This is a genomic window from Desulfococcus multivorans, from assembly GCF_001854245.1.
GTDB classification, from domain to species: Bacteria; Desulfobacterota; Desulfobacteria; order Desulfobacterales; family Desulfococcaceae; genus Desulfococcus; species Desulfococcus multivorans.
In genome coordinates, this window is sequence record NZ_CP015381.1 from 406,796 (window position 1) to 432,128 (window position 25,333).

Annotated in this window: 27 protein-coding genes and 1 riboswitch; of the genes, 15 read left to right on the top strand and 12 right to left on the bottom strand. The window is 62.0% G+C overall.

What is annotated here, in order from left to right:
- Positions 1–4: 4 nt before the first annotated feature.
- Together dmul_RS01740 and dmul_RS01745 are read left to right on the top strand one after the other, a co-directional pair.
- Positions 5–1,255, top strand: a complete 1,251-nt coding sequence (locus dmul_RS01740) for a thiolase family protein (protein WP_020877220.1) — start codon at positions 5–7, stop codon at positions 1,253–1,255.
- Positions 1,256–1,274: 19 nt separating this feature from the next.
- Entirely contained in the window at positions 1,275–2,927 is a 1,653-nt protein-coding gene (locus tag dmul_RS01745) for an acyl-CoA synthetase (RefSeq protein WP_020877221.1), read from the top strand.
- 29 nt (positions 2,928–2,956) lie between these two features.
- Here dmul_RS01745 and dmul_RS01750 read toward each other — a convergent pair whose 3' ends face one another.
- From dmul_RS01750 to dmul_RS01785, 8 genes are all read right to left on the bottom strand, one after another.
- Entirely contained in the window at positions 2,957–4,768 is a 1,812-nt protein-coding gene (locus tag dmul_RS01750; RefSeq protein WP_020877222.1) for an ABC transporter ATP-binding protein, read from the bottom strand.
- A 16-nt stretch (positions 4,769–4,784) separates the two neighbouring features.
- Complete coding sequence (gene cbiQ / locus dmul_RS01755) at positions 4,785–5,741, bottom strand: cobalt ECF transporter T component CbiQ (protein WP_234979213.1); 957 nt, start codon at positions 5,739–5,741, stop codon at positions 4,785–4,787.
- The gene (cbiM, locus tag dmul_RS01760) at positions 5,704–6,363 is read right to left on the bottom strand and encodes a cobalt transporter CbiM (RefSeq protein WP_020877224.1); all 660 of its coding nucleotides are present in this window, start codon (positions 6,361–6,363) and stop codon (positions 5,704–5,706) included. The genes cbiQ and cbiM overlap by 38 nt, the downstream gene beginning before the upstream one ends.
- A gap of 2 nt (positions 6,364–6,365) precedes the next feature.
- Complete coding sequence (locus dmul_RS01765) at positions 6,366–6,719, bottom strand: hypothetical protein (RefSeq protein ID WP_020877225.1); 354 nt, start codon at positions 6,717–6,719, stop codon at positions 6,366–6,368.
- Positions 6,716–7,048 carry a carboxypeptidase regulatory-like domain-containing protein gene (locus dmul_RS01770; RefSeq protein ID WP_020877226.1) on the bottom strand — a complete coding sequence of 111 codons (333 nt, stop codon included), beginning with the start codon at positions 7,046–7,048 and terminating at the stop codon, positions 6,716–6,718. Before dmul_RS01770 ends, dmul_RS01765 begins: the two co-directional genes overlap by 4 nt.
- A gap of 13 nt (positions 7,049–7,061) precedes the next feature.
- Complete coding sequence (locus tag dmul_RS01775) at positions 7,062–7,868, bottom strand: DUF4198 domain-containing protein (RefSeq protein WP_020877227.1); 807 nt, start codon at positions 7,866–7,868, stop codon at positions 7,062–7,064.
- Positions 7,869–8,171: 303 nt separating this feature from the next.
- Positions 8,172–8,717 (bottom strand): tRNA (N6-threonylcarbamoyladenosine(37)-N6)-methyltransferase TrmO, encoded by a 546-nt coding sequence (gene tsaA / locus dmul_RS01780; protein ID WP_020877228.1) that lies wholly within the window; start codon positions 8,715–8,717, stop codon positions 8,172–8,174.
- 147 nt (positions 8,718–8,864) lie between these two features.
- A complete protein-coding gene (locus dmul_RS01785; RefSeq protein WP_020877229.1) occupies positions 8,865–11,075 on the bottom strand; it encodes a TonB-dependent receptor in 2,211 nt (736 codons plus the stop codon).
- Positions 11,076–11,254: 179 nt separating this feature from the next.
- Between dmul_RS01785 and dmul_RS19980 the strand changes: the two genes are divergently transcribed.
- The 5 genes from dmul_RS19980 (at position 11,255) to dmul_RS01805 (ending at position 15,629) form a co-directional block, all read left to right on the top strand.
- Positions 11,255–11,512: a hypothetical protein gene (locus tag dmul_RS19980; RefSeq protein WP_152495393.1), complete on the top strand. Its 258-nt coding sequence runs from the start codon at positions 11,255–11,257 to the stop codon at positions 11,510–11,512.
- A 182-nt stretch (positions 11,513–11,694) separates the two neighbouring features.
- Positions 11,695–12,450: an FmdE family protein gene (locus tag dmul_RS01790; RefSeq protein WP_020877230.1), complete on the top strand. Its 756-nt coding sequence runs from the start codon at positions 11,695–11,697 to the stop codon at positions 12,448–12,450.
- Positions 12,451–12,702: 252 nt separating this feature from the next.
- Complete coding sequence (locus tag dmul_RS01795; RefSeq protein ID WP_020877231.1) at positions 12,703–13,743, top strand: FecCD family ABC transporter permease; 1,041 nt, start codon at positions 12,703–12,705, stop codon at positions 13,741–13,743.
- A gap of 10 nt (positions 13,744–13,753) precedes the next feature.
- Entirely contained in the window at positions 13,754–14,521 is a 768-nt protein-coding gene (locus dmul_RS01800) for an ABC transporter ATP-binding protein (protein ID WP_020877232.1), read from the top strand.
- Positions 14,522–14,537: 16 nt separating this feature from the next.
- Positions 14,538–15,629 carry an iron ABC transporter substrate-binding protein gene (locus dmul_RS01805; protein WP_020877233.1) on the top strand — a complete coding sequence of 364 codons (1,092 nt, stop codon included), beginning with the start codon at positions 14,538–14,540 and terminating at the stop codon, positions 15,627–15,629.
- 16 nt (positions 15,630–15,645) lie between these two features.
- On the opposite strand, the gene dmul_RS19985 is transcribed toward dmul_RS01805, so the two are convergent.
- Positions 15,646–15,819, bottom strand: a complete 174-nt coding sequence (locus dmul_RS19985; protein ID WP_020877234.1) for a hypothetical protein — start codon at positions 15,817–15,819, stop codon at positions 15,646–15,648.
- 15 nt (positions 15,820–15,834) lie between these two features.
- Positions 15,835–16,731 (bottom strand): sirohydrochlorin cobaltochelatase, encoded by an 897-nt coding sequence (locus tag dmul_RS01810; protein ID WP_020877235.1) that lies wholly within the window; start codon positions 16,729–16,731, stop codon positions 15,835–15,837.
- A gap of 210 nt (positions 16,732–16,941) precedes the next feature.
- Positions 16,942–17,124: riboswitch (cobalamin riboswitch) on the bottom strand.
- Between the two features lie 422 nt (positions 17,125–17,546).
- Here dmul_RS01810 and dmul_RS01815 point away from each other — a divergent pair.
- Positions 17,547–18,659, top strand: coding sequence for a carbohydrate porin (locus dmul_RS01815; RefSeq protein WP_020877236.1), 1,113 nt, complete (start codon positions 17,547–17,549; stop codon positions 18,657–18,659).
- Between the two features lie 282 nt (positions 18,660–18,941).
- Positions 18,942–19,478 carry a metal-dependent transcriptional regulator gene (locus tag dmul_RS01820; protein ID WP_020877237.1) on the top strand — a complete coding sequence of 179 codons (537 nt, stop codon included), beginning with the start codon at positions 18,942–18,944 and terminating at the stop codon, positions 19,476–19,478.
- 36 nt (positions 19,479–19,514) lie between these two features.
- Here the strand turns inward: dmul_RS01820 and dmul_RS21190 are convergent, their stop codons facing one another.
- On the bottom strand, positions 19,515–19,658 hold the full coding sequence (locus tag dmul_RS21190) for a FeoC-like transcriptional regulator (protein WP_078081171.1): 144 nt from the start codon (positions 19,656–19,658) through the stop codon (positions 19,515–19,517).
- Positions 19,655–19,969 (bottom strand): nucleoside recognition domain-containing protein, encoded by a 315-nt coding sequence (locus tag dmul_RS01825; RefSeq protein WP_020877238.1) that lies wholly within the window; start codon positions 19,967–19,969, stop codon positions 19,655–19,657. The genes dmul_RS21190 and dmul_RS01825 overlap by 4 nt, the downstream gene beginning before the upstream one ends.
- A 343-nt stretch (positions 19,970–20,312) precedes the next feature.
- Between dmul_RS01825 and dmul_RS01830 the strand changes: the two genes are divergently transcribed.
- The 6 genes from dmul_RS01830 to dmul_RS01855 are packed head-to-tail and all read left to right on the top strand — an operon-like array spanning position 20,313 to position 25,331.
- Positions 20,313–21,155: a DUF3450 domain-containing protein gene (locus dmul_RS01830; RefSeq protein ID WP_159449741.1), complete on the top strand. Its 843-nt coding sequence runs from the start codon at positions 20,313–20,315 to the stop codon at positions 21,153–21,155.
- Complete coding sequence (locus tag dmul_RS01835; RefSeq protein ID WP_020877240.1) at positions 21,152–22,549, top strand: MotA/TolQ/ExbB proton channel family protein; 1,398 nt, start codon at positions 21,152–21,154, stop codon at positions 22,547–22,549. Before dmul_RS01830 ends, dmul_RS01835 begins: the two co-directional genes overlap by 4 nt.
- Positions 22,546–23,205, top strand: coding sequence for a MotA/TolQ/ExbB proton channel family protein (locus tag dmul_RS01840; protein ID WP_020877241.1), 660 nt, complete (start codon positions 22,546–22,548; stop codon positions 23,203–23,205). Before dmul_RS01835 ends, dmul_RS01840 begins: the two co-directional genes overlap by 4 nt.
- Positions 23,199–23,630, top strand: a complete 432-nt coding sequence (locus tag dmul_RS01845; protein WP_020877242.1) for an ExbD/TolR family protein — start codon at positions 23,199–23,201, stop codon at positions 23,628–23,630. The genes dmul_RS01840 and dmul_RS01845 overlap by 7 nt, the downstream gene beginning before the upstream one ends.
- A complete protein-coding gene (locus dmul_RS01850; protein WP_052018553.1) occupies positions 23,627–24,400 on the top strand; it encodes an energy transducer TonB in 774 nt (257 codons plus the stop codon). The genes dmul_RS01845 and dmul_RS01850 overlap by 4 nt, the downstream gene beginning before the upstream one ends.
- Positions 24,401–24,416: 16 nt before the next feature.
- Positions 24,417–25,331 (top strand): tetratricopeptide repeat protein, encoded by a 915-nt coding sequence (locus dmul_RS01855; RefSeq protein ID WP_020877244.1) that lies wholly within the window; start codon positions 24,417–24,419, stop codon positions 25,329–25,331.
- Positions 25,332–25,333 lie beyond the last annotated feature (2 nt).

A 25,333-nucleotide genomic window follows, 5' to 3' on the forward strand; every position in this document is an offset into this window, starting at 1 on the left:
AAAAATGAAGGATGTTGTCATCGTTTCAGCCTGCCGAACGGCCATCGGGTCCTTCGGCGGAACATTGAAGGATATGAACGGCGCCCAGCTCGGCGGCATTGTCATGAAAGCGGCGGTGGAGCGGGCCGGCATCGATCCGGCCTTGATCGACGACGTTCGATTCGGGTGTTGCATGGAGCACCACGACACCCTGAATGTCACCCGCGTCGCCGCCCTCCTGGCGGGCATCCCCGATGCGGTCCCCGCCGTCACCATCAACCGGGTCTGCATTTCAGGCATGGAGGCCGCCGTTTCGGGCATGGCCATGATCCAGGCCGGCATGGCCGACATTATCCTCGCCGGCGGCGTCGAACACATGTCCGGCGTGCCGTATGTCGTTCCCGGGGCCCGATGGGGGTGTCGTCTTCAGGATCAGGCCTTTGAGGACGCCCTGATTCATGCGCTCCAGTGCGGTTCGCGCCTCATCCCGTTCTCCGAAGACAGCCCGGTCGACACCCATAAATCCCCTGCCGACATGTTCCTGGGGCAGCCCTATATCATGGGCCAGACCGCTGAGCTGGTGGCCCAGCACCTGAACATCAGCCGTGAAGAGATGGATGAGGTGGCGTTGAGAAGCCACAACAATGCCGAGCGGGCCACCCGGGACGGGGCTTTCCAGGCGGAAATCGTGCCGGTGACGGTGCCCCGGCGAAAAAAAGAGCCGGTGATCTTTGACAAAGACGAGCATTTCCGCCCCGGCATCACCCTGGAACAACTGCAGAAACTGCCGCCGGCCTTTGTCCCGAAGATCGGAAAGGTGACGGCCGGGAACGCCAGCGGCCTCAATGACGGTGCCGCGGCCATGATCATCATGTCCGCTGAAAAGGCCGGGGAATTGAACCTGTCGCCCATCGCCAGGATCAGGGCATCGGCCCGGGGGGCCTGTCACCCGACGGTCATGGGACTTTCTCCGGTTCCCGCCGTGAAGAACCTCCTGAAAAACACCGGTATGACGATCGGGGATTTCGAACGGGTCGAACTCAACGAAGCCTTTGCCGCCCAATATATCGGGTGCGAACGGGAACTGGGCCTCAAGCGTGAGATCACCAATGTCAACGGATCCGGCATCGGCCTGGGCCACCCGGTGGGCGCCACCGGCTGCCGGATCATGGTGACGCTGCTCCACGGCATGAAACAGCAGGGCAAAAGCCTGGGACTCGCCACCCTTTGCGGGGGCGGCGGCGTCTCGATGGCCGTTGTACTGGAAATGATGTAATGAACCGGAGGACATGATAATGCAGACACCATCACTATCGGCAGAGGACAAATCAAGGTACGGCACGCTCAACAGGGAGAACCTCGATTTTCTCATGAACCGCTACAACCGGGTGAACCGATGGGTCATCGCGGATATGATCCGGAGGAGCTGCTATCACTATCCGGACAAGACGGCCGTCGTCTTCGGCGAAAAATCCATGACGTACAGGGAACTCGAAGAGGCGAGCAACCGGGTGGCCAACGGCCTCGCGGACCTGGGCGTGAAGAAGTACGACCGTGTCGCCATCCTGGCCCACAACACCATCCATCATGTGCTGACATGGCTGGGGTGCTGCAAGATCGGCGCGATCTACCTGGCCGTCAACTACCTGCTCAAGGGCAAGGATATCGCCTATTGCATCGATCACTCCGAAAGCCGGGTGTTCGTTGTCGAAGATGCCCTGCATCACCTGGTTTCGGATGTTCTGGACGGCATGAAGACGGTGCGGAATCTGATCTGGTCCGACGATATGGCCGGCCAGGCCCCGCCGGACGACCGGTTCATGAATTTCGAGACCTGGTACAAAGCCTGTCCGGCGGAGGAGCCCAGGGTGATCCTCCGGATCGAGGATCCCTGCCAGATGACCTACACCAGCGGCACGGAGTCTCTCCCCAAGGGCGTGATCATCAGCAACCAGGCGCTCATGGCCGAGTACATGGGGGCCATCATCGACGGGAGATACGGTGCGGACGACATCAACGTCAATGCGCTCCCCATCTATCACTGTGCCCAGCGGGACGTTTTCATGAATCCCATATTCTGGGTCGGCGGGACCAATGTCCTCATGGCCCCGGATATCGGCGATATCCTGAAGACCATCGCTTCCCACAAGGCCACCATGTTCTTCGCCCCGCCCACGGTCTGGATCGGGATGATGCGCCATCCGGATTTCGACACATACGATCTGTCCTCCCTGAAAAAGTGCTACTACGGCGCCTCCATCATGCCGGTGGAGATCCTCAAGGAGATGCTGAAACGCCTCCCCGGGGCCGGTATCTGCAACTACTACGGCCAGACGGAGCTGGCCCCTTACCACACCATCCTGAAAGCCGAAGACGCCCTGTCAAAACTGGGATCGGCCGGCATGGGCGGTTTGAACATGGAGACCCGCCTGGAGGACGATCTCGGCAATGCCGTCGAGGTCCCGGGCGTTCCGGGGGAGATCTGCGGCAGGGGACCCCATGCCATGATCATGTATTTCAAGGATCCGGAAAAGACCGAGGACGTCATGCGGGGCGGGTGGTTCCACTCCGGGGACATCGGGATCCTGGACGAGGATCGGTATGTTGCCGTAGTCGATCGCAAAAAGGATATGATCAAGACCGGCGGCGAGAACGTGTCCACCCGGGAGGTGGAGGAAATCATCTATCAGGACCAGCGGGTGGAGGAGGTTGCGGTCATCGGCGTGGATCATGCCAAGTGGGTGGAGGCGGTCACCGCCGTTGTGGTTCCCCGGAAGGGAAAGACGATAACCGAAGAAGAGATCATTCAACGCTGCCGTGAACATCTGGCGCCCTTCAAGGTTCCCAAAAAGATCGTCTTCATGGAAGCGCTCCCCAAGACGCCCACGGGCAAGATCCTGAAGCGCGAGATGCGAAAGACCTACAAGGACATGTTTCTGGAAGAATAGCCGAAGGCTGCCATCCGGCGACTTCAGGCTCACGGATGCTCGTGGTCGTGAGGTTCGCTGTCGTGCCCCGGGTGGGGGTGCTCGTGGTATCGGAGGGGCGCGTGGTCGTGGGCTTTGTCGCCGCCGTCGTGCCGATGAACGAAGCGGTGGGGGTGTTCGTGGACGTGCTCGTGGGGATGGGTGTGCACCATCCCGCCGTGACGGTGGGGATGTTCGTGGCGGTGCCGGTGAGGGTGGCTGTGCTCGTGTTCGTGCTGCAGCTCCCGGATGGCGCCGCTGCAGTCCCGCCGGTAGGTGAAGGCGAGGCCGTTGAGGCTGCCCAGGGCCTCGTCCCGCATGAATTCCCGGGTCGGCACGTCGCAGCCGATCACCCCCTGGTGCATGACCAGGGTGCGGCGGGTCAACTCGCCCACGAAAAACATGTCGTGGCTGACCAGGAGCAGGGTCGTGTCGAGATCGCCGATGATCTGGAGCAGGAGCTCCTCCCCCTCGGGGTCGAGACCGGCGGTGGGTTCATCGAGGATGAGCAGGTCGGGCGACATGGCCAGCACGCAGGCCAGGGCCAGGCGCTTGCGCTCCCCTCCGGAAAGATGCAGCGGGACCCGATCCTCGAATCCCGACAGCCGAACCCGCGCCAGGGTTTCCCGGACCCGCTGCCGCGTCTCGTCGGGGGTGCAGCCGAGGCGCCGGAGTCCGAAGGCAACCTCCTCCCCCACGCTCGGGCAGAAAAGCTGGTCGGCACAGTCCTGGAAGACCATGCCGACCCGCCGCCAGAGGGTTCGGTGCCGCTGTTTCGTCACGGGCTCTCCGGCGAAGTGAAACGTGCCTTCTCCCCGGCGCAGGCCGAGGAGGCAGGAGAGGAGGGTGGTCTTGCCGGCCCCGTTTTCTCCAACGAGGGCCACGCGTTCGCCGGATGCGATGTCGAGATCGACCCCTGCGAGGGCGGGGGTGCCGTCGGGATAGCGGAATCGGAAGTCCCGGAGGGAGACCAGGGCCGGCGCCGGGGCGGTCTTTCCGGGAGGCGTCGCCGCGGGGACGCCTCCCGGTGTCTTCCCGCTTTCGTCGGCCGTCTCCGGGGCCAGCCGGAAGGAGAAGTCGAGGCCGTGCTCCCGCAGGGATGCCCGGTGGGAGACGAGTTCCTTCAGGGTGTAATCGTGGTGGATGCGGCCCCGGTCGATGACCACGGCCCGGTCGCAGAGTTCGTAGAGGAAGATCAGGTCGTGGCTGATGCAGACGAGGGTGCCCGGAAAATCCCGGAGCAGGTTGAGGAAGATCTCCTCCTGGCGCGGATCGAGGTTGGTGGTGGGCTCGTCCAGGATCAGGGTTTCGGGGCCCATGGCCAGGAGGCCGGCCAGGGCCGCCCGCTTTTTCTGACCGAAGCTGAGGTTGTGGGGCGGTTTGTAGGCCATTCCCGCCAGCCCCACCTGCTCGAGGGCGACGCGGGCGGCCTCCTCCGCCGACACTCGCGCCAGGCCCTGGTTCCGCGGGCCGAAGGCCGCGTCGTCCATGAGGGTGTGGCCGAAGAGCTGATCGTCGGGGTCCTGGAAGAGCAGGCCGATCTCCAGGCGGGCGGCATCGAGGTGGGCCCCGGCCAGGAGCTTCCCCTTGTAGGAGACGCTCCCCGCGGAAGGGGAGAGCAACCCGCAGAGCTGCCTGACCAGGGTCGTCTTTCCCGATCCGTTATGCCCCACGAGGGCGATCCGGTCCCCCGGGGCGATGTCGAGGTCGATGCCCGAGAGGGCGGGGGTGCCGTCGGCGTATCGATAGGTCAGCCTCCGGATGCTGAAGAGGGTCTGCTTCGGGTCCGGTCGCAACACCGGCGGGGTCGGATTGTGCATCATCGCCGCTCCTTGTCTTTCATCTGTGCTGGAAAAATCGGTCCCATAGGATCAGGGTGATCCCGAGGGCCAGCCAGGCGCCGGCCAGCAACAGGTCCTTTGCCTGCATCCGCGGTTCTTCCGGTGCGGGGAACCGGCCGCGATATCCCCGGGCCCGCATGGCGTCGAAGACCCGCTCGGTCCGCTCGAAGCTCCTCACGAACAGCATCCCGAGGAAGTTGGCCACGGCCCGCAGGGTCTCGATGTCGGTGCGTTTCCGGAACCCCCGCACCCGCATGCCGGCGGCCATGCGCTCGGCCTCGTGCCGGAAGACGTGGAGGTACCGGTGGCTCAGGAGGACCATCTGTCCCACCATGTCCGGTATGCCCAGCCGGGTCAGGCCGTGAAGGGTGACGGGAAGCGGCGCCGTGGTCAGGAGGGGCTCCATCAGGAGCGCGACGGCCACGCCCTTGCAGGCGATGGCCAGGGCTTTGTAAAGGCCGCGCAGGTTGAATCCGAGCCAATCTACGCCGTCGATAACCAGAACCGTGTCGCCGGGGAGCGCCGGTGCGGAGAGCGGCATCACCACCAGAAACATGACGAGAAAGCCGGTGACGGCCAGAAGCCGCGTCAGGGCGCGGACAAGGGACGAACGGGCCAGAACCAGGGCCAGGAGCGATACGGCCAGGGCCGCCAGGGCCGGCGTCACGTGTTCGAGGGCCGCCACCAGAAAGCTGTAGGCGAGGAGGGCCGTGATTTTACAGCGGACATCCCAGCGGTGGAACAGGGTGGCGCCGGCGGCATCCGCAAGGGGCGGCACCGACCAGTCCCTGTCCTCACCCGACACGCTGCGCCGGCGGACCAGGAACCGAAGTCCGGCGGCCGCGGCCGCCAGCAGGATCAACGGGCCCGCCAGGATTGCGGCGAACTGCCAGGCGGGCAGGACGATGTGCACCACCTCAGCCATGGGCGGATGGATCCCGGGGGGCGGTGTCATGGGTGTCGTCGGCCCCACCGGCAAAGACCGGTTCCAGCATCTCGGGCTTCACCCGGGCCAGGAAGCCGATGGTGAATGCGCTCACCGCCCCTTCGATGAGGATGACCGGAACATGGGCCGCCAGGGCGATTTTGGCCACCCCGAAGAAATCCTCCCCGCCCGCGGCCAGCAGGAGCGCCAGAATGAGCGCGGCCATGGCGGTTCCCAAAGCCCCTGCGATACCGCCGACAATGGATTGCCGTGATCGGGTGCGGCCTTTGAGCCTCTGGAAGAAAACACCGCAGATCAAGGCCGGCACCCCCATCATGAGGGCATTGGCCCCAAGGGCGGTCAGGCCGCCGAACTGGAAAAGGATGCTCTGGAGGAGGAGGCCGAGGCCGACGGCCAGAAAAGCCGACGGCCCGAGGAGCGCTCCGGCGAGACCGGGGATGAGGAGATGAACGCTGGTGGGGCCGAAAGGGATGTGAATCAGCGACGCCACGAAAAAGGCCGCCGTCACCACCGCCACCTTGGGCAGCGTCTCGCTCCGGGTGCGGCGGGCGCTCCAGGCGGCCAGAGCCGCGCTTGCGGCATAGCCGCCGACGGTCACGGACATGGGGAGTACCCCGTCGGAAATGTGCATGGTCAATCCCTGTGCGGTGTCGTATCGCTGATGGATTTTCGGTCCCTGCGCCGGCTCGCCGCGAAGGCGGCGGCCCCGAAGAGGCCGAGGATGTAGCCGATACCGCCGAACACCTCCTGGAAACCCGGCTTGTCGAGATCGGCCCTCAAAGCGGCGATCTCCCGCCGGATACCCCTCAACTCGCGGGAGAGGGCGGCGTTTTGCTCCGTGAGGAGGGCCGTGAGATCCGGGGAAGCCGTATCGGTCCCGGGCGTCTCCCCAAGGGCGGCGGGCGGCGGGAACGCCAGGCAGGCGCACACCGCCGCGATCATGACGAGCTTCTTAACCCGGAAAGGCGCCGACCCGCAACCCTTCATTTGCCGGCCTCCACCTCGGTCCTTTTCAGCTGAAAGCTGTTCTTGTGCCCCATGCCGGCGTCGATGACGATGGTCAGGTCGTCGACCTTGGGGATGGGGAAGCTGAACAGCCCCCCGGTGTCGGTGGTTCCCTCCAGGAGAAGGGTGTCGGCGCTGTCGAAGACCCGCACCGTGCCGCCTTCCACCATGCGTCCGTCGGGAAAATAGCTTTCGGTGTGGATTTTTCCCCCCTCGACGTAGGCGAACAGGTTGACCTTGTGGGCCAGGGCGACCCCTGCGGAGAAGATCGACACCAGCATGAATACCGCGGCGATTCTCGAGGTTTTCATTGGGCGCCTCCGCTTATCTCATGTCCCGGGTGCGCACCCAGTAGACCGCGCCGATCTCGACGGTCTTCTTCATGCCTTCGTGATCGATGGTCCAGTCGGCTTCGTTCAGGGCTGAAAATCCCCACCAGCCGGCCTTGGGCATGGCGTAACTGAAGATGCCGTCGGCATCGGCCTTGACCACCTGGGTGACATACGGGTCCGCCGGCGGGAGCACCACGCTGATGTTCCCGGGGGAGGCGTTGAGATACTCGATCTCAACCTCGGCGTGGGGGACCGGCTTGCCCTTGAGCAGCACCTGCCCGGTAAAGAGATTGCCGGTCCACAGGCCGTAGGGCCGGGTCAGGGGGACGATCTCGGTCTCCAGTCCCACCGGCACGTCCCAGCCCTCCTCCAACCCGAGAGCGTTGACGCAGACCTTGGTGTAATGGACGATGTAGAGATCCTCGGCCGGCTCCCAGTAAGGGGTCGGCTCGACGAAGAAGGTGTAGTCCCCCGGCCGGCGGATGTCGTAGTCCGCGGTCCAGAAGGTGAACTTCCCGGTCTGGTCCGGGCTGCCGCCCTTGACTTCCTTCAAGGCGGCCGTCAGATCGCTTTTCTGCCCGCCGTGCTTCACGCCGAACTGCTTGGGCTTGGCCATCTCCATGTAGTGCTGCTCCAGGGGATGGATGAACTTGACCTCGATGGACAGTGTTTTGGCGTCGTCACGGGCGACAATGTCGTCGGACGGGATGACGGCGCCGAAATGGGCGAAAGCCGGGGCGGCAGCGAGCAGCAACAGGGCCGCCGCAATGAGGGTTCGCATCGATCTGCATGGGGGCATCCGAAGCTCCTTCCATAATAGGGTTTCAAAGATAACAGACAGATTTGCCAAATAAAAAGCCACGAAGGCCGGTTTCCTCAAGCGGCATCGCCTGGGAAATCGTCGCCTTCGTGGCTTGTTGTCAGGATATGGAACAACGGAATCTGTCGAGGAAAAAACGGATTTCAATCCGTGAGTTGAGCCAAGCCTTTAACGAAAACGTCTCCGGATGTCAAGTCAATTCTCCTTTGCCGTTTGCATCCGACGTTATGAGATAACGCTAAGTTTTCGTTGAAGATTTGTCGATATCAGTCATCTTCCAGATCAGTCATCTTCCAGTTCCCGATGGATCCGGTCCATCCATGCCGGCACGCGGAGGTTTTCCGCCCGGAGGTAGGATTTGGAGTAGGGTTTGATGTCAATGATGGGGCTCCCGTCCACCGCCTCGAGCCCCTTGACCTCGAGCGTGTTATCCTTTCGGCCCGCCAGGGGCACCGCCGAGACCAGCACGGGGTTGGGACGGGCCGGACTGCAGGTGGCGAAGATGCCTTGCCGCGGCAGGTCCTTCCGCCCCATGGGGTGGACCGTTTTCAGGTTGCGCCTCGCCGGGTCGATCAGGTGGGGCCAGTAGAGCACGAGGATATGCGAAAAGCCCTCGATGCCGTCCAGAAGCTCGATCCATTGGGGAAAGATCTCCAGTCGGGAGACGGTCTCCTTGACCCGGCGGTGATATTCCCTGATCCGGTCCATGCGCTCGTTCAGCGTCAGGTCCGATTCTCCGGCCGTGAGCATGGGGGTTGTGATGGGGCTTCTCACCACGCCGACGGGGGTGAGCTGCAGAATTGCGTCATTTCTTGCTTCAGTGTTCATCGCGTCCTCCCGGGTCGACGAATTTCAGGTCGTCGGCCCATTTTCACAGGTTACATACTCAACGTTCGACATTCATATTACATACTCAACGTTCGACTTCCATCGGCCGGTTGTAACCGGTCACCATCATGAAAGTTGAAAGTTGAATTACATATCCAGGGAGACGGTCAGCATCGCCGTGAAGGGTGCGCCTGCGTAATAACTGGTGATGCCCCCCCGAAGGGTGTCGTTCTCCTGGATCAGGGAGACGTACGCCTCGTCGAAGAGATTGATGACTTCGAGGGAAACGTTCAGGGCGTCGGCAAAAGAGAGGTTTTTCCGGGTGTAGCCGAGCTTGAGATCCGCCACCCAGTAATCGTCGATCTTCTCCGTGTTTTCGGGGTTGCCGTAGCGTTCGTCCATGTAGCGCAGCATGGGAATGATCGTGAAGTCCCCCCAGGAGAGGATCAGGCCGCTTTTCACCATCCACTCGGGGACATCCACCACCTGATTGCCTTCGGTGTCCAAGGTCGCTTCCGCAAAGATCAGGTCGTCGTCATAGGTGAGGTCGGTATAGGAGGGGTTTAAAAAGAAGATGACATGCTCCCCGAAAAAGAAGTTCATTTCCACGTCGAAGCCCCAACCCGTGGCTTCCCCGACATTCTGCTGATAGTTCACGCCGTTGGGCCCTATTCGCGGATCGAATATCGTGCTCAGGAGATTTTTATGTTTGGCGTAGAAAAGGGTCGGCAGGAACTCCATCCGTTCGGTGCGGAAGCGGGCTCCCAGCTCGACGGTGTCGGTAATCTCCATGTCGTATCCGCTGAACATGTCGTCCAGGGTCACCCCAGCGGCCTGGAAAGCGGCGCGATTGTTGTTGTAGACGGTTACCAGAGGCACGTAAGCGTAGGGACGAATGTGGTTGCGCCCATAGCTGGAATGAAATTCGAGGTTCTCGGAAAACAGATACGTGACACCCAGCGTGGGCTCCAGTTCATCGTAGCTTTTCTCCTGCCGGTAAAGGTCCGGGGCTTTCACCAGTTCGTAGTCCGGTGCGGCGGCGGTGTACCCCTGGCCGGCAGGGTCCCGATAGTAAAAGTATTTGAGGCCGGCCTGCCAGTCGAATCCGCCGATGCTTCCGGCCAGCTTGATATAGGGACTGTGGCCGATGCCGTCGTCCTCGCTTTCCATGACCATGCCGTATCCCTTGAACGCCAGCGTCGCTGCATTGAAGTTCTCCTGGGTGATGCGCATGTCCGAGGATTCAAACCAGTAGCCGAGGCTGGCCGTGGCCCAGGAAAACCGCGAGTCGATCTGGGAAATGAAACCGTACCGCTCGATGTCCCGCATGCGCTTCTGGACGATGCCGCCCCTGGCGGTGCTTCCACCCAGAATTTCGGTGTCCTCCTTGGAATAATAGGGCTTGATCGTCAGCTTGAACAGGTCGGAAAATGTCCACGGGATGACGGACAGAAAGTCCCGGTTGACATAGTCGCCGCGGTTGTAATCATAGTAGTCGATGTCCCGGGCTGCGATCCCGGTGAGATTCGCATTGTAGTCTTTGTCATGGTTGGCGTCCAGGTCCAGCGTCTCGGCATAGGCGAGGGGTCTGTAAAGGTGCTGATCGAGACTGTTGTAATTGAGCTGGAACCGGACCTCGTCCCGGTCCGAGATCGGTTGGCTCAACATGAAATTGAAGTTTTTCCGGGGGCCGAGGTCGCCGGGACCCTTCCATTTTCCGGCGTCGGTGTAGGATCCGGAAACCGACAGGCGGGTGTTCACGGCAGGCAGCGTCCCGGAGTCCAACCGGACAAAGGTCCGGCTGTAGCTGTCGGCGCCGACGCCCTGGCCGACCAAAGCCCCGGCTTCCGTTTCGGGCCAGAGCGGTCGAAGCTCGATGGCGCCGCCGCGGGCACCGACGCCGGTGCCGAGATCCGCCGGCACCGCGCCCTTGTAAACGGCGATCCCTTCAAAATTCTCCGTATCGTAGATATAGTCCCGCGGCCCCATGGGATTACCGCCGTAGTTGGGCACGCCGGCGACGGTCATGGCGCCGAGAGATCCGCGCACGCCCCGTACCCGGATGCTTTTCTGCTCGGCTCCCAGTCCATAGGGATCGACGCTCTCCACGCTGATGCCCGGCAGTATGTTGATCGCCTCGTATACGCTGACGGCGGCCTTGGCTCCCTGGGCTGCAATCCCTTCCCGGGTGATCTCGCTGCCGGTGTACACCGTTTCGTGGGTTTGCCGGGTGGGGGTGACGAGTTTTTTCTCCTTGACGACCATCGCATCCAGCGTCACCGTTTCCGCCGCAAGGGTCGGGGTTCCCACAAGCAGGCACGCCAGAGCGGCCAGTGCCCACACACCGTTCTTTTTCATTCAACACCTCCGTATGAAGTTCATCTATCCTTTGCATTCAGGCCTTTCCGTTCAGGAAGTTCCGAAAACCCTTCGGGCACATGACGCCCGAACCTTCTGTTGCCGTCCTTCGTGGAGGTGCTGTTATGAAACCGCGACTGTCGACTTTCATGATGGTGACAGGATAACGGCACCGGTCTATGATCGTCGACAGTCGAGTGAAACAAAAAAAGCCGCGAAGGCGCTTCATCGATGAAGATGCCGCCTTCGTGGCTCGGCGTTGCGAAGTGTGTCGCAAGGGTGCGAACCGATTTCGACCGGTTCGTTTGAGGGGAGCACTATCTCAATTGCGCGAATCCGTCAAGGCCTTTTTGACCGGTGCCGCCGTTGCCCGGTCGATATACCGTATCCTGGGACTGAAAAAAATATTGACTTCTCAAAAACCATCAATTAGTTGATAGCGTTAAATATCCTTCATACCGCTGATCGCAATCGGCATCATCGTCACGGCCATGAAGGCGGCGACTCCAGATGTCGCGACCAAGTGTCGCGAATAGACGAAGGTTGCAAATAAATTTAAGCCAAGAAGGCTTTTGCTTTTCATCCTGGAGATGGGAAAAGCGCCTTCCTGGCTTTTTTTATGGAAATTCAACTGTCGACTTTCATGATGGTGACAGGATACCGGATAGAGGTGCCGGCCTATGAAAGTCGACAGTTGAGATGGAAAATCATCACGGCGTCCGATGGTAACATCACGGCGCTTCGGGAGATTGAAACCGGAACAGGAGATATGATCATGAATGCACAGGAAATTATGAACAGAGAGGATTTCAAGCGGTGCGCGGCCTTCCACGGCCATGTCTGCCCGGGCCTGTCCATCGGTTATCGGGCCGCCAGGGCCGCCATGGCGTGGCTGGCGGAGCGCCGGTCCGAGGACGAGGAGATCGTGGCCGTGGTGGAAACGGACGCCTGCTCCGCCGATGCGGTCCAGGTCCTGACCGGCTGCACATTCGGCAAGGGCAATTTTATCTACAAGGACCACGGCAAGATGGTGCTGACCCTCCTGAGCCGGAAGACGGGACAGGGGGTGCGGGTGGCCCTGCGTCCCGAAGCCTTTTCGCCGGATGCGGAGCATACCGCTCTGATCCGAAAGGTGATGGCCGGGGAGGCGAGCGAAGCGGAGAGGACGCGTTTCGAGGAACTCCACCTGAAACGGACCCGGGATCTTCTGGAGGCCCCCACCGAGGCCCTTTTCAACCTGACGCCGGCGGAGACGCCCATGCCTGCAAAAGCCCGGATCGAACCTTCTGCGCTTTGCGCCCGCTGCGGCGAGCCGACCATGCCGTCTAAGATGGAAACCGTGGATGGACGGCAGATTTGCCGGGGATGCCTGTAAGACCTTGTCGTGGATCGGAAATCCAGGCGTCGCCCGGAGAGGCTCAGGTCCGAAACGGCTTGACTTCTTCGCGGATCCGGATTAAAGAAATCGAAGGTGAACCCGCGGCAGAAGCCGCGGGATCCGGAAATCCGCCGGAAATGTAAACCGGAAATATAAAAGAAATCGATCGTCAAACCAGCCACGAAGGCTCCGTCTCCGAAGATCGGGGAGGCGCCGTCGTGGCTGGTTTTGTTTGTGAGGGGAGGTATTATGGGGAGTGTATCGGGTATGGATGGCGCGGTTGGAACGGCTACCCGAGCCTATCGACTTGCCGGCCGCCGGAAACGGATGCTGCTCTCGGTTTTGGGCGGAGGGATTCTGGTCCTGGCGTTTTGGGCCGTCACCCAGGGTGCCTACGAGCTGACGCTGGATCGGATCTTCCGGGCGCTTACCGGCGAACTCTCGCCGGCGGAATCGGTGGTGATCTGGAATATCCGGCTCCCCCGGATTTTCGCGGCGATGGTGATGGGTTGGGGGCTTGCCGTTTCGGGTCTCGGCATTCAGTCGCTTCTCAAGAATCCCCTGGGTTCCCCCGCCACGCTGGGCATCAGTCAGGGCGCGGCTTTCGGGGCGGCGTCGGCCATCGTGGTTTTCAGCAGCAGCATGATGTCGGCAACGGCCTTTGCGTTCATCGGGGCAATGGTCGCCACGGGGATCATCCTCCTCCTGGCCCGTCTCAAGCGGCTCGCCCCCGAGGCCGTCATTCTGGCCGGTGTGGCCCTGTCATCCCTCTTCACATCGGCGACGATGCTGATCCAGTACCTTGCCACCGAGACCGAGCTGGCCGTTGTGGTCTTCTGGACCTTCGGCGACGTGGCCCGGTCCGACTGGCGGGACATCGGGATTGCGACCGTCGCCGTTGCCGTCGTCACCCTCTTTTTCATGATCCGGCGATGGGATCTGAACGCCCTTGCCTCCGGAGAAGAGACGGCCTGCGGCCTGGGGGTGAACGTCGACCGGATGCGACTCCAGGGCATGGCGGCGGCCGCTCTCGTGGCGGCTTTGGCCACGGCCTTCTGCGGGGTGATCGCCTTTGTCGGTTTGATAGCCCCCCACATGGCCCGTCGCCTCGTGGGGGCCGACCACTCGCTGTTGATCCCCTTTTCGGGCGTGCTGGGGGCCCTCCTGCTGCTGTCGGCCGATACGCTGGGCCGGGTGGTGGTCGGTTCGGGCGCCATGCCAGTGGGCGTCGTGACCTCTTTCCTGGGTGCGCCCATGTTTCTCTATCTGCTCATCCGCGGATATCGGTAGAGGCGGGGACATGGCTGAAGACGGCGTGATTCTCGATGTTTCCGGGATTCGGTTTTCCTATAACAGCCGTCCGGTGCTCGCCCAGGTCGGCTTCTCGCTCGGTCCCGGCCGGGTACTGGCGGTGCTGGGCAAAAACGGCGCCGGCAAATCGACCCTCCTCAAATGTCTCAACCGGATTCTTCACCCCCAGTCCGGAGACATCCTTCTCGAGGGAGAGAACCTGTCGACCTTGTCCCGCAGGGAGACGGCGCGCCGCGTGGGCTACGTCCCCCAGCGCCACGGGACCGATCGCCTGACGGTCTATGAAACCGTCCTTCTGGGGCGAAAGCCTCACATGGGCCTCACCGTCTCGGCTGACGATTTTCGCAGGGTGGAGGATATCCTGGAACATATGGGTCTCACCCGCCTCTCCACCCGGCCGGTCTCCGATCTGAGCGGCGGCGAGGCCCAGAAGGTGATGATCGCCCGGGCGCTGGCCCAGTCCCCCAGGGCGCTCCTTCTGGATGAACCCACGAGCAACCTGGATCTCAGGAATCAATTGGAGGTGATGGACCTCATTCGCGCCATCGCCCTGAACCAGGGTCTTTCGGTCGTGGTTTCCATTCATGATCTCAATCTGGCCGTCCGCTTTGCCGATGCCTTCCTGTTTCTCAAGGATCACCGGGTTCACGCCATGGTGGAAAAAGAGGACCTGACCGCCGATATCATCCGTGAGGTATACGGTGTTGCGGTCTCCCTCCGACAGCTGGACGGCAGAACCGTAGTCATACCGCTGTAATCCCCAAGGAGGTCGTATGAAACTTTTCAGATGGACAGCCTGGCTTTTTATCGCCCTGGTGTCGGTGTGGGGGACTGCCGCGGCCGACACCGTGACGGTGACGGACATGGCCGGTCGGACCGTGACGGCGCCCCAGGGTCCCGACCGGATCGTCGCTGTCGGGCCGGGGGCCTTGCGCCTGATGGTCTATCTCGAAGCCCAGGACAAGGTGACGGCCGTGGAGGAGATGGAGAAGCTGAACCCCACGGGACGGCCGTACTGGATTGCCCACCCGGAGCTGGCGCGGTTGCCCCGCTGCGGTCCGGGCGGCCCTTCGGCCATCAACAAGAAGCCGGATCTGGAAGCCCTGATGGCGTCGACCCCCCAGGTGATCTTCGTCACTTACATGGACGCCGAACTGGCCGACGCGGTCGAGAAGGCCCTGGCCATTCCTGTTGTGGTATTGAGCTATGGCGCCTTCGCCACCTTTGACGAGGCGGTCCTCGATTCCCTGAGAATCGCGGGCAGGATTCTGAAGCGGGAAGAGCGGGCCAAGGCGGTGGTCGACGCCGTTCTGGCCATGAGAGAGGATCTCCGGCAGCGGGTCGACGGCATCCCCGAGGAGGGAAAGCCGGGGGTTTATGTCGGCGGCATCGGTTACCGCGGAGCCCACGGCATCGAGAGTACCGAGATCAGCTATATCCCCTTCGTCTGGACGGCGGCGCGAAACCTGGCGGAGGAGGTGCCGGCCCGAATCGGGAGCCATGTTTTCGTGGACAGGGAGGTGCTGCTGGGCCTCGATCCGGACGTCGTCTTCGTCGACGGCGGGGGGCTTGCCCTGGTGGCCGACGATTACCGCGGAAATCCCGGGTTCTACGCGGCCCTGAAGGCCTTTCAGAACCGGCGGGTCCATGTGCTGCTGCCCTTCAATTCCTACACCACCAACATCGATACCGCCCTGGTCGACGCCTATGCCATCGGCAGGATCCTCTATCCGGAACGGTTTGCGGATGTCGACCCGGAAGTCAAGGCCGACGAGATCTATTCCTTTTTCGTGGGACGCCCGGTCTACCGGGAAATGGCAAGGGATTTCGGCCCCATCGGCCGGACCGCCCCGTTTTTGAAATAAGCGGTCCGGCCGCCGCTCAATTCAGGTGCGGCCGAAGCAGGTCATCGAGGGAAAAACCCTCGGCAGCCGCCAGGCCGACGGCGTTTTTACGCACCCATTGCCGGAATCCCCGGATAAAACCGGGGTCGTGAAAGACGATCGTTTCTCCCAGACAGTTCAGGTCCTGTTGGACGCGCCAGTAAAAATGCATGATTTTCTCCTTCGGTTACGGCTGAAGATGTTTCACGGCAATCTTGAGGTTTTCGATCCACAGGTCGGCCAGGGCGTCGTATTCCGCCATGCCCTTCAATACCGGCACGCATTCGATGCCGGCCTGGGTCAGCATCTGCTTCCAGGAATCGGCTTCCTCGCCGGCCATGTCGTTGAGGGCGTGATCCCCGGCCACGGACATGAAGGGAATCAGGTAGGCCTTGCGGATGCCCTTTTTCACGAGCTGGGCCTTGACGTCGTCAAAGGTGGGGTGTCCCTCCACCGTCCCGACGTAGATGTTGGGGTCGATGCTCTGGAATTTGTACATCATGGCGGAATAAATGGCGTCGCCGGCGTGATGGGTGCCGTGGCCCATCAGGACCACGGCGTCTTCCGGGGTCCGATCCCTGGGGATCATGGCGGCCGGCAGGGTCTTCACCACGTTCTCCATGGCGTCATTGGCGGAGAGCAGGGGATGGGCCACGATGACCTTGTCGAATCCCCCGACCATCCTTTCGAACATCATGGCGTTGGTGTGGATCTCATGGAATTCCTGTCCCGGAATCATGTGAAGGGATTGTATCGCCACCTTGGCATAACCGTCGTCCATCAGCTTTGCCAGGGCGATTTCAGGAGAATCGAGCACCTTGCCTTCCCGGGCCAGTTTCTGGCGGATGATATGGGAGGTGTAGGCCCACCGGACCTCGACATCCGGAAACGCCTTTTTGACCTGCGTCTCGATGTTGGCGAAGGCCGCCTGGGCGCTGGGTACGCTGGTGCCGAAGGTCACCAGCAGGATCGCCGGTCCCTTGTCGTCGGCCTTGGCGCGGCCGTGCCCGGTCGCCGTCGCGGCCGAGGAGAGGAGGGATACCAGGAAAAAGGTCGTGAGTGCGGCAAGCATTTTTCGATTCATGTTGTCTCCGTTTCTGTTGGGTGACGATGGTTTTCCCGTGAGCTTCAGTGCAGCCCCATGCCCCGAGGAGATGGGGTGCGGCGTTGCGGTGCGGTCCAAAAAAAAATCCCGGACCGAAAACAATCGATCCGGGATATCCCTTTTTTATCCACAGAAAGCCGGCGATGCATGCATCGCCTCCGGGCTGTTATGCCGTCCGCGCGGCTGTTGCCCACATATGTCGATCAGGCAGGTCTTCTGACTCCCGGATCACCCTACCGGCCGCGCCTTCCCGGCCTTTCGGCCAGTGGCATCCTGCGGCTTTCGTCCCCGATCACAGCGGCGGGCCCGTCCCCGGATTCCACGGGGTTCCCTTTTCAGCTATAACTGAGCACCTGATCAATGATGTGGCATATAGTAAAGAAAAGAGAAGGAAAGTCAAGTGCAAATTAACAGGATATATCTGATAATTTGACGGGCGGACAGATCGGGCGGCCTGAAAACCGGCATCATGGTCGTCGTCTGAAAAGTGAAGTCGGTGACCGCTCTCAAGGGTGGACGACCACCCGCTCCCGGGGCGCGTATCGGCCTGTGTATCGGCAGGGTGGGGTACTGCGGCGGAGCCTGATGAAAGCTTCTGAAAAAAGCTTGACAGCTCCTGGAGACAAGTCTATTAGGTGTCCCAATAAAAATTAGCTTTATCTAACAAAAAAAGCCTTCCCTAATAATCGCGATAGTTGAGTTCCGTTTTAAGGATATCGCCAAGTGAATGGATTTAAAGACGATTGTCGGTAAACCATTCTCAAGAAACCATTTTTGACAGGAAAAGGTGTTGGATGAAGACAAAGACGCATCAATTTCTCAAAGGTCTTATTTCGCTGTCGCTGCTGGTGGTGCTCGCCGCACCCGGTCGGGCGTATGATATCACGGACCGGTTTTCAATCAACGGCGTGGGTGCCGGCGTTTACCAGTACCAATGGGCGGATGCTGCTGCTGACGGTGACATCGGTCGCGGCGCAGCCCTCTTCCAGCCGGAGTTCAGCCTGAAGCTCACGGAGACCGATGAGATTTCGGCCGTTTTCGGTTTCGCGGCCGGAAACGGCCTGAACGAAGTGACGGGCTTCTCCCCGGCGCCATGGGCCGCGGACCTGGAGGATGACGTCAAGGACATCAACGGGCGCAACCGGGATTATCTGCTCACCCTGTGGTACAAGCACACCTTCGTCTTTGGTGAAAATCATTCCCTGGGTGTCACGGGGGGCATCATCGACGCCACCGCCTACATCGATGAGAACGCCTTTGCCAACGACGAGTACACCCAGTTCATGAACGAGGCCCTGGTGAATTCATCCGTCGGCTTTTTGCCTTCCTACGATATCGGGGGCGCGGTGGAATGGGAGTTCGGGAATTTCGATTTCACGGTGCTCGGGATGAATATCGGCGAAAATGATGACGGCAACAGCTACCATTATTTTGGGGGTCAGGCCGCCTGTAAACTGTCCACCGCCATGGGCGACGGCAACTACCGGCTGATTATCGGCGGCACCAGCGAGGATTTCCCGGACGAAGCAGGTGATACGGAAGGCCTCTTCGGCGTCACTTTCTCCTTCGACCAGGAATTCGGCGATGTCTTCGGCGCCTGGATCCGGCTGGGGTGGCAGGAAGACAAGGCTCCCGTCGATTATGATGCCCTCTACTCCGGAGGCTTGAACATCACCGGCAGATGGTACAACCGGGAAGCGGACAATATCGGCCTGGGGTATGCTTACCTGAAAGGCAAAAACGGCATCGACGGCAGCCAGGTCGGCGAGATCTACTGGCGGGTCGTGCTTAACGATTATGTCGCCGTTACGGCCGATTTGCAGTACATGAAGGATGAATACGACGCGGAAGAGACGGCGGATATCGACGGCTGGATCGCCGGTGTTCGGATGACCGTCGAATTCTGACGGTGCCAAGGTCCGGCGTCGGCACGTTGAGGCCTCAATCGCGTTGGCGCCGGAATGTCATGCCGGATTGGGCATGGCGTATAGGCTTCCAGATAAGGATTTTGGCTGCGTGATCGCTCGTCGCCGTATGACCTGTACGCCTTCCTCCATCTGCCTTGCAAAATCATTATCTGAAATCCTATAGCACTGCGGCAGGAGCTGAAATCGCTTGACGAGCCTTGGGAGGATGAATTACTAGATACATCAATATAAATTTTATTTGCCTAACAGAAGGGCGGCGGCATGACAACCCACGATAAAGGAAAAGCCGGGAACAAGCCCCTGACGCCCGTCATGGAGGACTATCTGGAGGCTATCTTCGACCTGGACAAAGAAAAACGGGTGGTCCGCGTCAAGGATATCGCCAAGAGAATGGATGTGAAGATGCCCACCGTATCCAGCATGCTCAAAACATTGAATGAGCGAGGCCTGGTAGCCTATGAAAAGTACGAGCATGTGGAGCTGACGGAGGATGGGGCGGATGTCGGCAGGGAGATGCGGCGCAGGCATCGTGTGTTGAATCAATTCTTGACCGAGATCCTGAGGATCGATCCGAAAGTCGCCGACCAGGAAGCCTGCAAAATGGAACACGCCCTCAGCGCCGATACGTTGGACAGTCTGATCGATTTTATGGAATTCATTCAGTCGTGTCCCCGAACGGGCGAAAAATGGATCGAGTTTTTTGAAGAGTTCCGGAGGCACGGCCGCAGGCCTGAAAAGTGTCAGGCGCGCTGCGATGTGTTTTCCGTTGGGCTGAAAAAGCAGTTGGAAGTGACGTAGGGCCTTTATGCCGGTGCCGGGAGGATACGTACGGCATCAATCGACCCATTCATAGGTGACAATGGATGATGGGTCGCACCTGCAGCAGCCTTTTTGACATCCAGGGTTGCTGTCGTGCTTTCTCACCTTCCCCTTTCGAATCCACAGGTCCACCATTGGCGTGACGGCGTCCGTCGTCATCCTGAAATGGACGGCGATATCCTGCAGGGTGGCTGTCTTCCCACGGCCTCCTTGTCGAAAATACCGGTAAACACGCCGACGGTGGCCGGCCAGTTCCCGTCGGTGACGCCGATGGGTTTCAGCAGGGGGGTGATGGTCTTGCTGACGGCGGTCAGGGCGGAATTCTCGCTGTTTTCATTGCCGAAGCTGCCGTCGGTGCCCTTGGTGAGGCCCATGGGCAACAGTTTATTCCGGTATGCATCGAGGCCGCGTTCATACCCAGTGACGCGCCTCCGGTCTCCCGCACCCATATCCTTCATCTTTTTGACCATTCCTTCATTCCTCCCTGACCAGGTCGTCCACCTGGATTCCCATTCCCCGAAGCCTTTCGTTCATATTCCGTCCGCGGCGGATGGATACGATGCGAACCATTTGGCCGTTTTGGGCCATGGCAAGGGGAAATAAAAAAACCGATCGAGTCGAAAGTTGAATTTGCATGAGAATCGGCTATTGACAACAACCGGGATTTTTTCTAATCAACAGGGGCGGCGCGATATGAAATCGCGTTTTGACCGCGAACCCAATCTTTATTTACGAAGCAGAAGCCAAGAAGGCCCGACCCGATTCCGGGGAAGAGGCTATTCTTGGCTTTTTTTGTTTGAAACCCGAGGGCTTATGATGAAACGGACGAGAAAAAGAGACACCGGGCGGATCCGGGCCGAGCGCTGCTGTGCGATCCTTGCCGCGTGCACCGTCGTGCTCCTGGGCGGGGCCGCCCGGATACCGGCCGCGGGACCGGGGGCGCCGCCGTCCGCCGGGGCGGTGCTGGAAACGGCGGAAAGCGCCGTGGACATTCGACGCGCGGCCCAGCAGCTCAGGGACCGATGGGCCGCCGAGGCGGAAAAACTGACGGCGGAAGCCGATGCCCTGGAGCGGGAGTTGGCGCGGGTCCGGTGGCGGCGGAACAAGACGGCGGCCTTTACGGCCGATCTGGAACAGAAGACGGGGGATCTGGCGGCGGCGGAGAAGGCCGCCCTTACCCTGCGGGACGACCTGGGGCCGTTTCTGGATGAGGGGATCCAGCGGCTCAAAACCTTTGTGGACCGGGACATGCCGCTTCATCCTGAAGCGCGGGATGCCCGGATCCGGCATCTTTCTCAGCTCGCCGACGACGCGGACGCCGACTTGCCGGCCAAGGTAAGCGCCTTTCTGGAGGCGCTCTCCGTCGAGATCGAATACGGATATCTCACCGAGGCGGATGCGGCCGAACTCGAAGTCGACGGCCGCGTCATCCCCGTCCGTCGGCTCTCCGTGGGCCGCCTGGGGCTGTTCGCTCTTGCCGAAGGGGGCCGCGGCGCCTTTCGGTGGAACCCTGGATCCAAGCGCTGGGAGCCTGTCGACGATCATGCCGCCCGGATACGGCAGGCGATCGAGATGGCGGACCGCTCCCGTCTGGCCGCTCTGGTGGCGCTGCCCATCGGGCGTCCGACGGATGCCGCGGAGGACGCGGTCAAATGAGGCGCGTTATTCTGCTGTGGCTGATGATGCTCCTTCTGCCGGCCGGGGTTTCGGCCCGGTCCGACGATTTTTCCCGGGTCGGCCGCGAGGTGGACGCGGACCTGGCCGAGGCGAGGCGCGAGAAGGCCCGCGTCGAATCTGAAATCGCCTCGGCACGGGCCGAATGGAACGAAAAGATTCGTGATCTCAAGATCCGTCTGGCGGCCGAGCGGTCCGAACTGGCCGGGGAAGAGGCGGATCTGGCGGAAATGCGGGACCGGCGGGAGGCGTCGGCGCAAGCCCTCGAGGGCCATGCCGCGGATATGAAGGCCCTTTCGGGTGTCGTGATCGAATTCGTGCGGAATTTTCTGGGGCTGGCCGAACGATCGCCTTACACGGCGGAGCGTCCCGAGCGGTTGACGAAACTGAAGGCGCTGCTCCAAAAAGAGCAGCGCCTGGGGGTGTCGGATATTCGGCTTCTGGTGGATCTGGCCTTCGAGGACATGGCGGCATCGGGCCGGATGCTTCGAAGAACCGGCGAGATTCTCGACCGGGAGGGGCGGCCGGTCCAGGCGGAGATTCTGCGGCTGGGGCATCTCTCGGCCCTTTTCGATCAGGACGGGGCGGCCGGTTATCTCCACCCGAGCCCTGTTTCCGGGAGGCTCATGGCCGCGGCGCCCCCCGGCTTCGGTACCGAAAGAGCGCTCAAGCGGTTTCTGGAAGGAGAGACCGATACCGTCCCCATGGACATCTCGGGCGGTTCGGTCCTCGGACAGCTTTCCCACCGGACAAGCCTCTGGGAGGACATCCAGGGCGGCGGCTTTCTGGTCTGGCCGATCCTCCTGGTGGGCATTGCCGCGGTCGTGCTCGTTGTGGAGCGGCTCTATTTTCTGGGGCGGGTCCGCCAGAACACCGACGTCCTGATGGGCGACGTCACCGATCTGGTGGCCGCGGGCGATGTCGAGGGGGCCATGGCCGCAGCCGATACGCAGGCGGGCCGCCCGACCGCCAATGTCATCAAGGCGGGCCTGGGCGTGGAGAACGAGCCCCGGGAGGTCATTGAAAGCAGCCTGGGCGAGGCGATCCTGAGGGAGACGCCCCGACTGGAGCGGTTCCTGCCGGCCCTGAAGGTTCTGGCGGCCGTGGCCCCGCTTCTGGGCCTGCTCGGGACCGTGACGGGCATGATCAACACCTTCAAGGTCATCACCATCCACGGCACCGGAGACCCCCGGCTCATGGCGGGCGGGATCAGCGAGGCCCTCATCACCACCGAACTGGGCCTTGCCGTAGCCATTCCCATCATGCTGGCGGCCGCTTTTCTGGGGCGCAAGGCCCAGAACATCGCCGCCGACATGGAGGAGAAGGCGATGGCGATGACGGCGGCCCTCCTGAAACGGCAAAGGAACGGCCGGTGAACGGGCTGGAAGCCGTGGCCGCCTATACCCGGGCCGGCGGTCCCGTCATGATCCCCCTGATCGTCGTTTCACTCCTGATGTGGCAGATGGTGGTGATGAAGAGCCTCTGGCTGTTCCGGGTGCGCCGTCATCCCCTCAGGATCGCCGATGCGCCGGCGCGGATGGCGGGCCGGGATAGAGCGCCCGAGGCGGGGCCGGAAGGATCCCGGACGGCGGTCCTGGCCTATTTTCTGGAACACCGCACAGGAGATCCGGAGACGGATCGGATCCTGTGGGAGGTCGCGGTTCGGCGGCAGATTTCCCGTCTGGACCGCTATCTCCCGGCGATCCGGGTTTTGGGTGCGGTGGCGCCGCTTCTGGGCCTCCTGGGCACGGTGAGCGGGATGGTGGAGACCTTTCAGGTCATCGGATTCCAGGGGACCGGGAACAGCCAGGCCCTGGCGTCCGGGATCCAGGAGGCTCTCATTACGACCCAGACCGGATTGCTCATCGCCATTCCCGGTCTCTTTGCCGGACAGGTCCTGACCCAGAAGGTGCGGGAGATCGAAGGCGAACTCATGGTGTTTCACCGGGCCGTGGATCAATGGCTGACGGCGCCGCGGGACAGATTGCCCATGCATGGAAAACAGAATGGAAAAGGGGGGACGGGATGCTGAGATCGAGAGGACGGTTCGGGGCCGGACGGGCATTGGCGGAGAGCACCGAGGTGGACATCAACATGGCGCCCCTCATCGATATGATCTTCATCCTCCTCATCTTTTTTCTGGTTACGGCCAGTTTCGTCCGTGAGAGCGGCGTCACGGTCCAGCGGCCCGAGGCGGCGTCGGCCGCACCCGGAGACGCGGTGGGCCTGATGATCGGCGTGACGACGGCCGGGGAGGTCTTCGTCGACGGCCGTCCCGTGGAGCTGCGGAACCTGCGGGCCGTCGTCGCGCTGTTTCTCATGGAGAACCCCGGCGGCGGGGTCCTGATCGAGGCGGATCGGGCGTGCAGCACGGGTCGGCTGGTGGCCGTCCTGGATCAGTGCCGGCTGGCCGGGGCGGAAAACACGGCCGTGTCCGCCGTGGCGCCGTCGCCGTGACGTCCAAACCGGGAACGGGAGGGCGCGAGGTTCTTGTGGGGATCGGCTTTTCGCTGATGCTCAACCTGATCATTTTCGCCCTGGCGCCGCTTCTTCTGGACCAGGATGTCCGCACGGACCGGCCTGTCCCGGAAACCCTCGATCTGCGGATTCCGTTGCGCAGCAAGTCCACGCCCGGGCCGGAGACGCAGCCCGCTCCGGAGCCTCCGGAACCCCCGGAACTTCTCTTGACGCCGCCGGAGATTCCGGCGCCGGCCGAGTCTTCGGTATTGGAGCCGCCCGACTTGGCAACCGCGGAAGCGCCCCCGCCGGTGCTCCTGGAAACGGCGCCGGTCAAGGTTTCCGCTCCCAGGCCTCTGCCCGCCGGGCCTGCGAAGAAGGCCGCCGTTGCCGTGCCGGTGTCTGGCCGCTCCACGAACGATGCTTCCCCGGCGGTCCCCGGGGCCGACACCCCAAGGGAGACCGGCGATGCGATGCGGGGATATGCCATGGACCAGGTCGACACGATACCCGCCGTCATGGGGCAGCCCAGACCCGACTACCCTTACCGGGCAAGGCGCCGCAACATCGAGGGGTGGGTGAAGATCCGATTCCTGGTGGACAGGGAAGGACGGGTCCACGACCTGACCATCCTCTCGTCATCTCCGAGGAATGTTTTCGATGCCGCCGTTCGGGAGGCGATCCCCCGATGGCGCTTCAACCCGGGGATCCGGTCCGGGCGGCCCGTGGACGTATGGGTGGAGACCACCATTCAATTCAAACTCGATTGACCTGATGGAGGACCCGATGAAACGGTTTTGGATGATCCTGATGCTGATGGGGGCGTGCTGCACGGCAGGCCCCCTTTGGGCCGGTCCCCCGCCGGCATGCCCCGAACCGCCGGCCGTGGATGGGGAGCTTTTCAGCGTTCTGGAAAAGGCCCGTAAATCCATGGCCGCGGGCCGGAACCGGGCAGCCCTGGAGATGCTTTCGGCCTATGCCGCCCGCCACCCGGATCGGCAGCATTACCACCTGTCTTTCTGCATGGGAACCGCCTGTTATCGCCTGCGGCAGACGGCCCGGGCCGAGGACTGCTTCACGTCCGCCGCGGCGCTGTTGCCCTGCCGGCCGGAGGTCTGGGAGAATATCGGGGCGGTACGCGCCGCAATGGGCAACCATGCCGGGGCGGCGGCGGCCCTCTCCGTCGCCTACCGCCTTTCTCCGCCGGACCGGAAGGGGTGGCGGAACCTGGGGGATCTCTATCGGCTGGCGGGGGTGCCCAGGGCGGCGGCCCGGGCATATCTGAAGGCCTTTGGAAAGGACCCCGACCCGAAGGCGTTGGACCTGATATCCGACACCTGGCTGGCGGCCCGGAACCTGGAGCAGGCCCTGGAGGCCGCCCGTCTGGCCGCTGACAGGGCTCCGACGGTGAAACGCTGGGCCCGCGTAGGGGACATCTGCTTCCACCTGGGGGATCTCCAGGACAGCATCGTCGCATACCGGAAGGGCGCGGCCCTTGATGACGGCGACGGCAGGATGTACCTCATGGAGGGCATGGTTGCCTTGAAGTTGAAGCGGCTCACGGACGCGGAGGCCTGCTTTGCCCGGGCCATGGACAAGGCGGCCCCCAAAAGCAAAACCGCCCGGAACGCCGCCAGATGGATGCAGGCGCTGCAGGCATCCCGAAAAAATGCCGCTTCCAATGAAAGCGGCGTCAATTGACA

Excerpts from the sequence above, each read along its gene's own strand:
- dmul_RS01770 (WP_020877226.1), bottom strand. The coding sequence starts at position 7,048 with ATGAAAACCTCGAGAATCGCCGCGGTATTCATGCTGGTGTCGATCTTC.
- dmul_RS01745 (WP_020877221.1), top strand. The coding sequence starts at position 1,275 with ATGCAGACACCATCACTATCGGCAGAGGACAAATCAAGGTACGGCACG.
- dmul_RS01740 (WP_020877220.1), top strand. The coding sequence starts at position 5 with ATGAAGGATGTTGTCATCGTTTCAGCCTGCCGAACGGCCATCGGGTCC.
- cbiQ (WP_234979213.1), bottom strand. The coding sequence starts at position 5,741 with ATGACACCGCCCCCCGGGATCCATCCGCCCATGGCTGAGGTGGTGCAC.
- dmul_RS19985 (WP_020877234.1), bottom strand. The coding sequence starts at position 15,819 with ATGCATTTTTACTGGCGCGTCCAACAGGACCTGAACTGTCTGGGAGAA.
- dmul_RS01855 (WP_020877244.1), top strand. The coding sequence starts at position 24,417 with ATGAAACGGTTTTGGATGATCCTGATGCTGATGGGGGCGTGCTGCACG.
- dmul_RS21190 (WP_078081171.1), bottom strand. The coding sequence starts at position 19,658 with ATGACGACGGACGCCGTCACGCCAATGGTGGACCTGTGGATTCGAAAG.
- cbiM (WP_020877224.1), bottom strand. The coding sequence starts at position 6,363 with ATGCACATTTCCGACGGGGTACTCCCCATGTCCGTGACCGTCGGCGGC.
- dmul_RS01825 (WP_020877238.1), bottom strand. The coding sequence starts at position 19,969 with ATGGTCAAAAAGATGAAGGATATGGGTGCGGGAGACCGGAGGCGCGTC.
- dmul_RS01845 (WP_020877242.1), top strand. The coding sequence starts at position 23,199 with ATGCTGAGATCGAGAGGACGGTTCGGGGCCGGACGGGCATTGGCGGAG.
- dmul_RS01765 (WP_020877225.1), bottom strand. The coding sequence starts at position 6,719 with ATGAAGGGTTGCGGGTCGGCGCCTTTCCGGGTTAAGAAGCTCGTCATG.
- dmul_RS01775 (WP_020877227.1), bottom strand. The coding sequence starts at position 7,868 with ATGCCCCCATGCAGATCGATGCGAACCCTCATTGCGGCGGCCCTGTTG.
- dmul_RS01805 (WP_020877233.1), top strand. The coding sequence starts at position 14,538 with ATGAAACTTTTCAGATGGACAGCCTGGCTTTTTATCGCCCTGGTGTCG.
- dmul_RS01785 (WP_020877229.1), bottom strand. The coding sequence starts at position 11,075 with ATGAAAAAGAACGGTGTGTGGGCACTGGCCGCTCTGGCGTGCCTGCTT.
- dmul_RS01790 (WP_020877230.1), top strand. The coding sequence starts at position 11,695 with ATGGAAATTCAACTGTCGACTTTCATGATGGTGACAGGATACCGGATA.
- dmul_RS01830 (WP_159449741.1), top strand. The coding sequence starts at position 20,313 with ATGATGAAACGGACGAGAAAAAGAGACACCGGGCGGATCCGGGCCGAG.
- tsaA (WP_020877228.1), bottom strand. The coding sequence starts at position 8,717 with ATGAACACTGAAGCAAGAAATGACGCAATTCTGCAGCTCACCCCCGTC.
- dmul_RS01750 (WP_020877222.1), bottom strand. The coding sequence starts at position 4,768 with ATGATGCACAATCCGACCCCGCCGGTGTTGCGACCGGACCCGAAGCAG.
- dmul_RS01795 (WP_020877231.1), top strand. The coding sequence starts at position 12,703 with ATGGGGAGTGTATCGGGTATGGATGGCGCGGTTGGAACGGCTACCCGA.
- dmul_RS19980 (WP_152495393.1), top strand. The coding sequence starts at position 11,255 with ATGATCGTCGACAGTCGAGTGAAACAAAAAAAGCCGCGAAGGCGCTTC.
- dmul_RS01810 (WP_020877235.1), bottom strand. The coding sequence starts at position 16,731 with ATGAATCGAAAAATGCTTGCCGCACTCACGACCTTTTTCCTGGTATCC.
- dmul_RS01800 (WP_020877232.1), top strand. The coding sequence starts at position 13,754 with ATGGCTGAAGACGGCGTGATTCTCGATGTTTCCGGGATTCGGTTTTCC.
- dmul_RS01835 (WP_020877240.1), top strand. The coding sequence starts at position 21,152 with ATGAGGCGCGTTATTCTGCTGTGGCTGATGATGCTCCTTCTGCCGGCC.
- dmul_RS01820 (WP_020877237.1), top strand. The coding sequence starts at position 18,942 with ATGACAACCCACGATAAAGGAAAAGCCGGGAACAAGCCCCTGACGCCC.
- dmul_RS01815 (WP_020877236.1), top strand. The coding sequence starts at position 17,547 with ATGAAGACAAAGACGCATCAATTTCTCAAAGGTCTTATTTCGCTGTCG.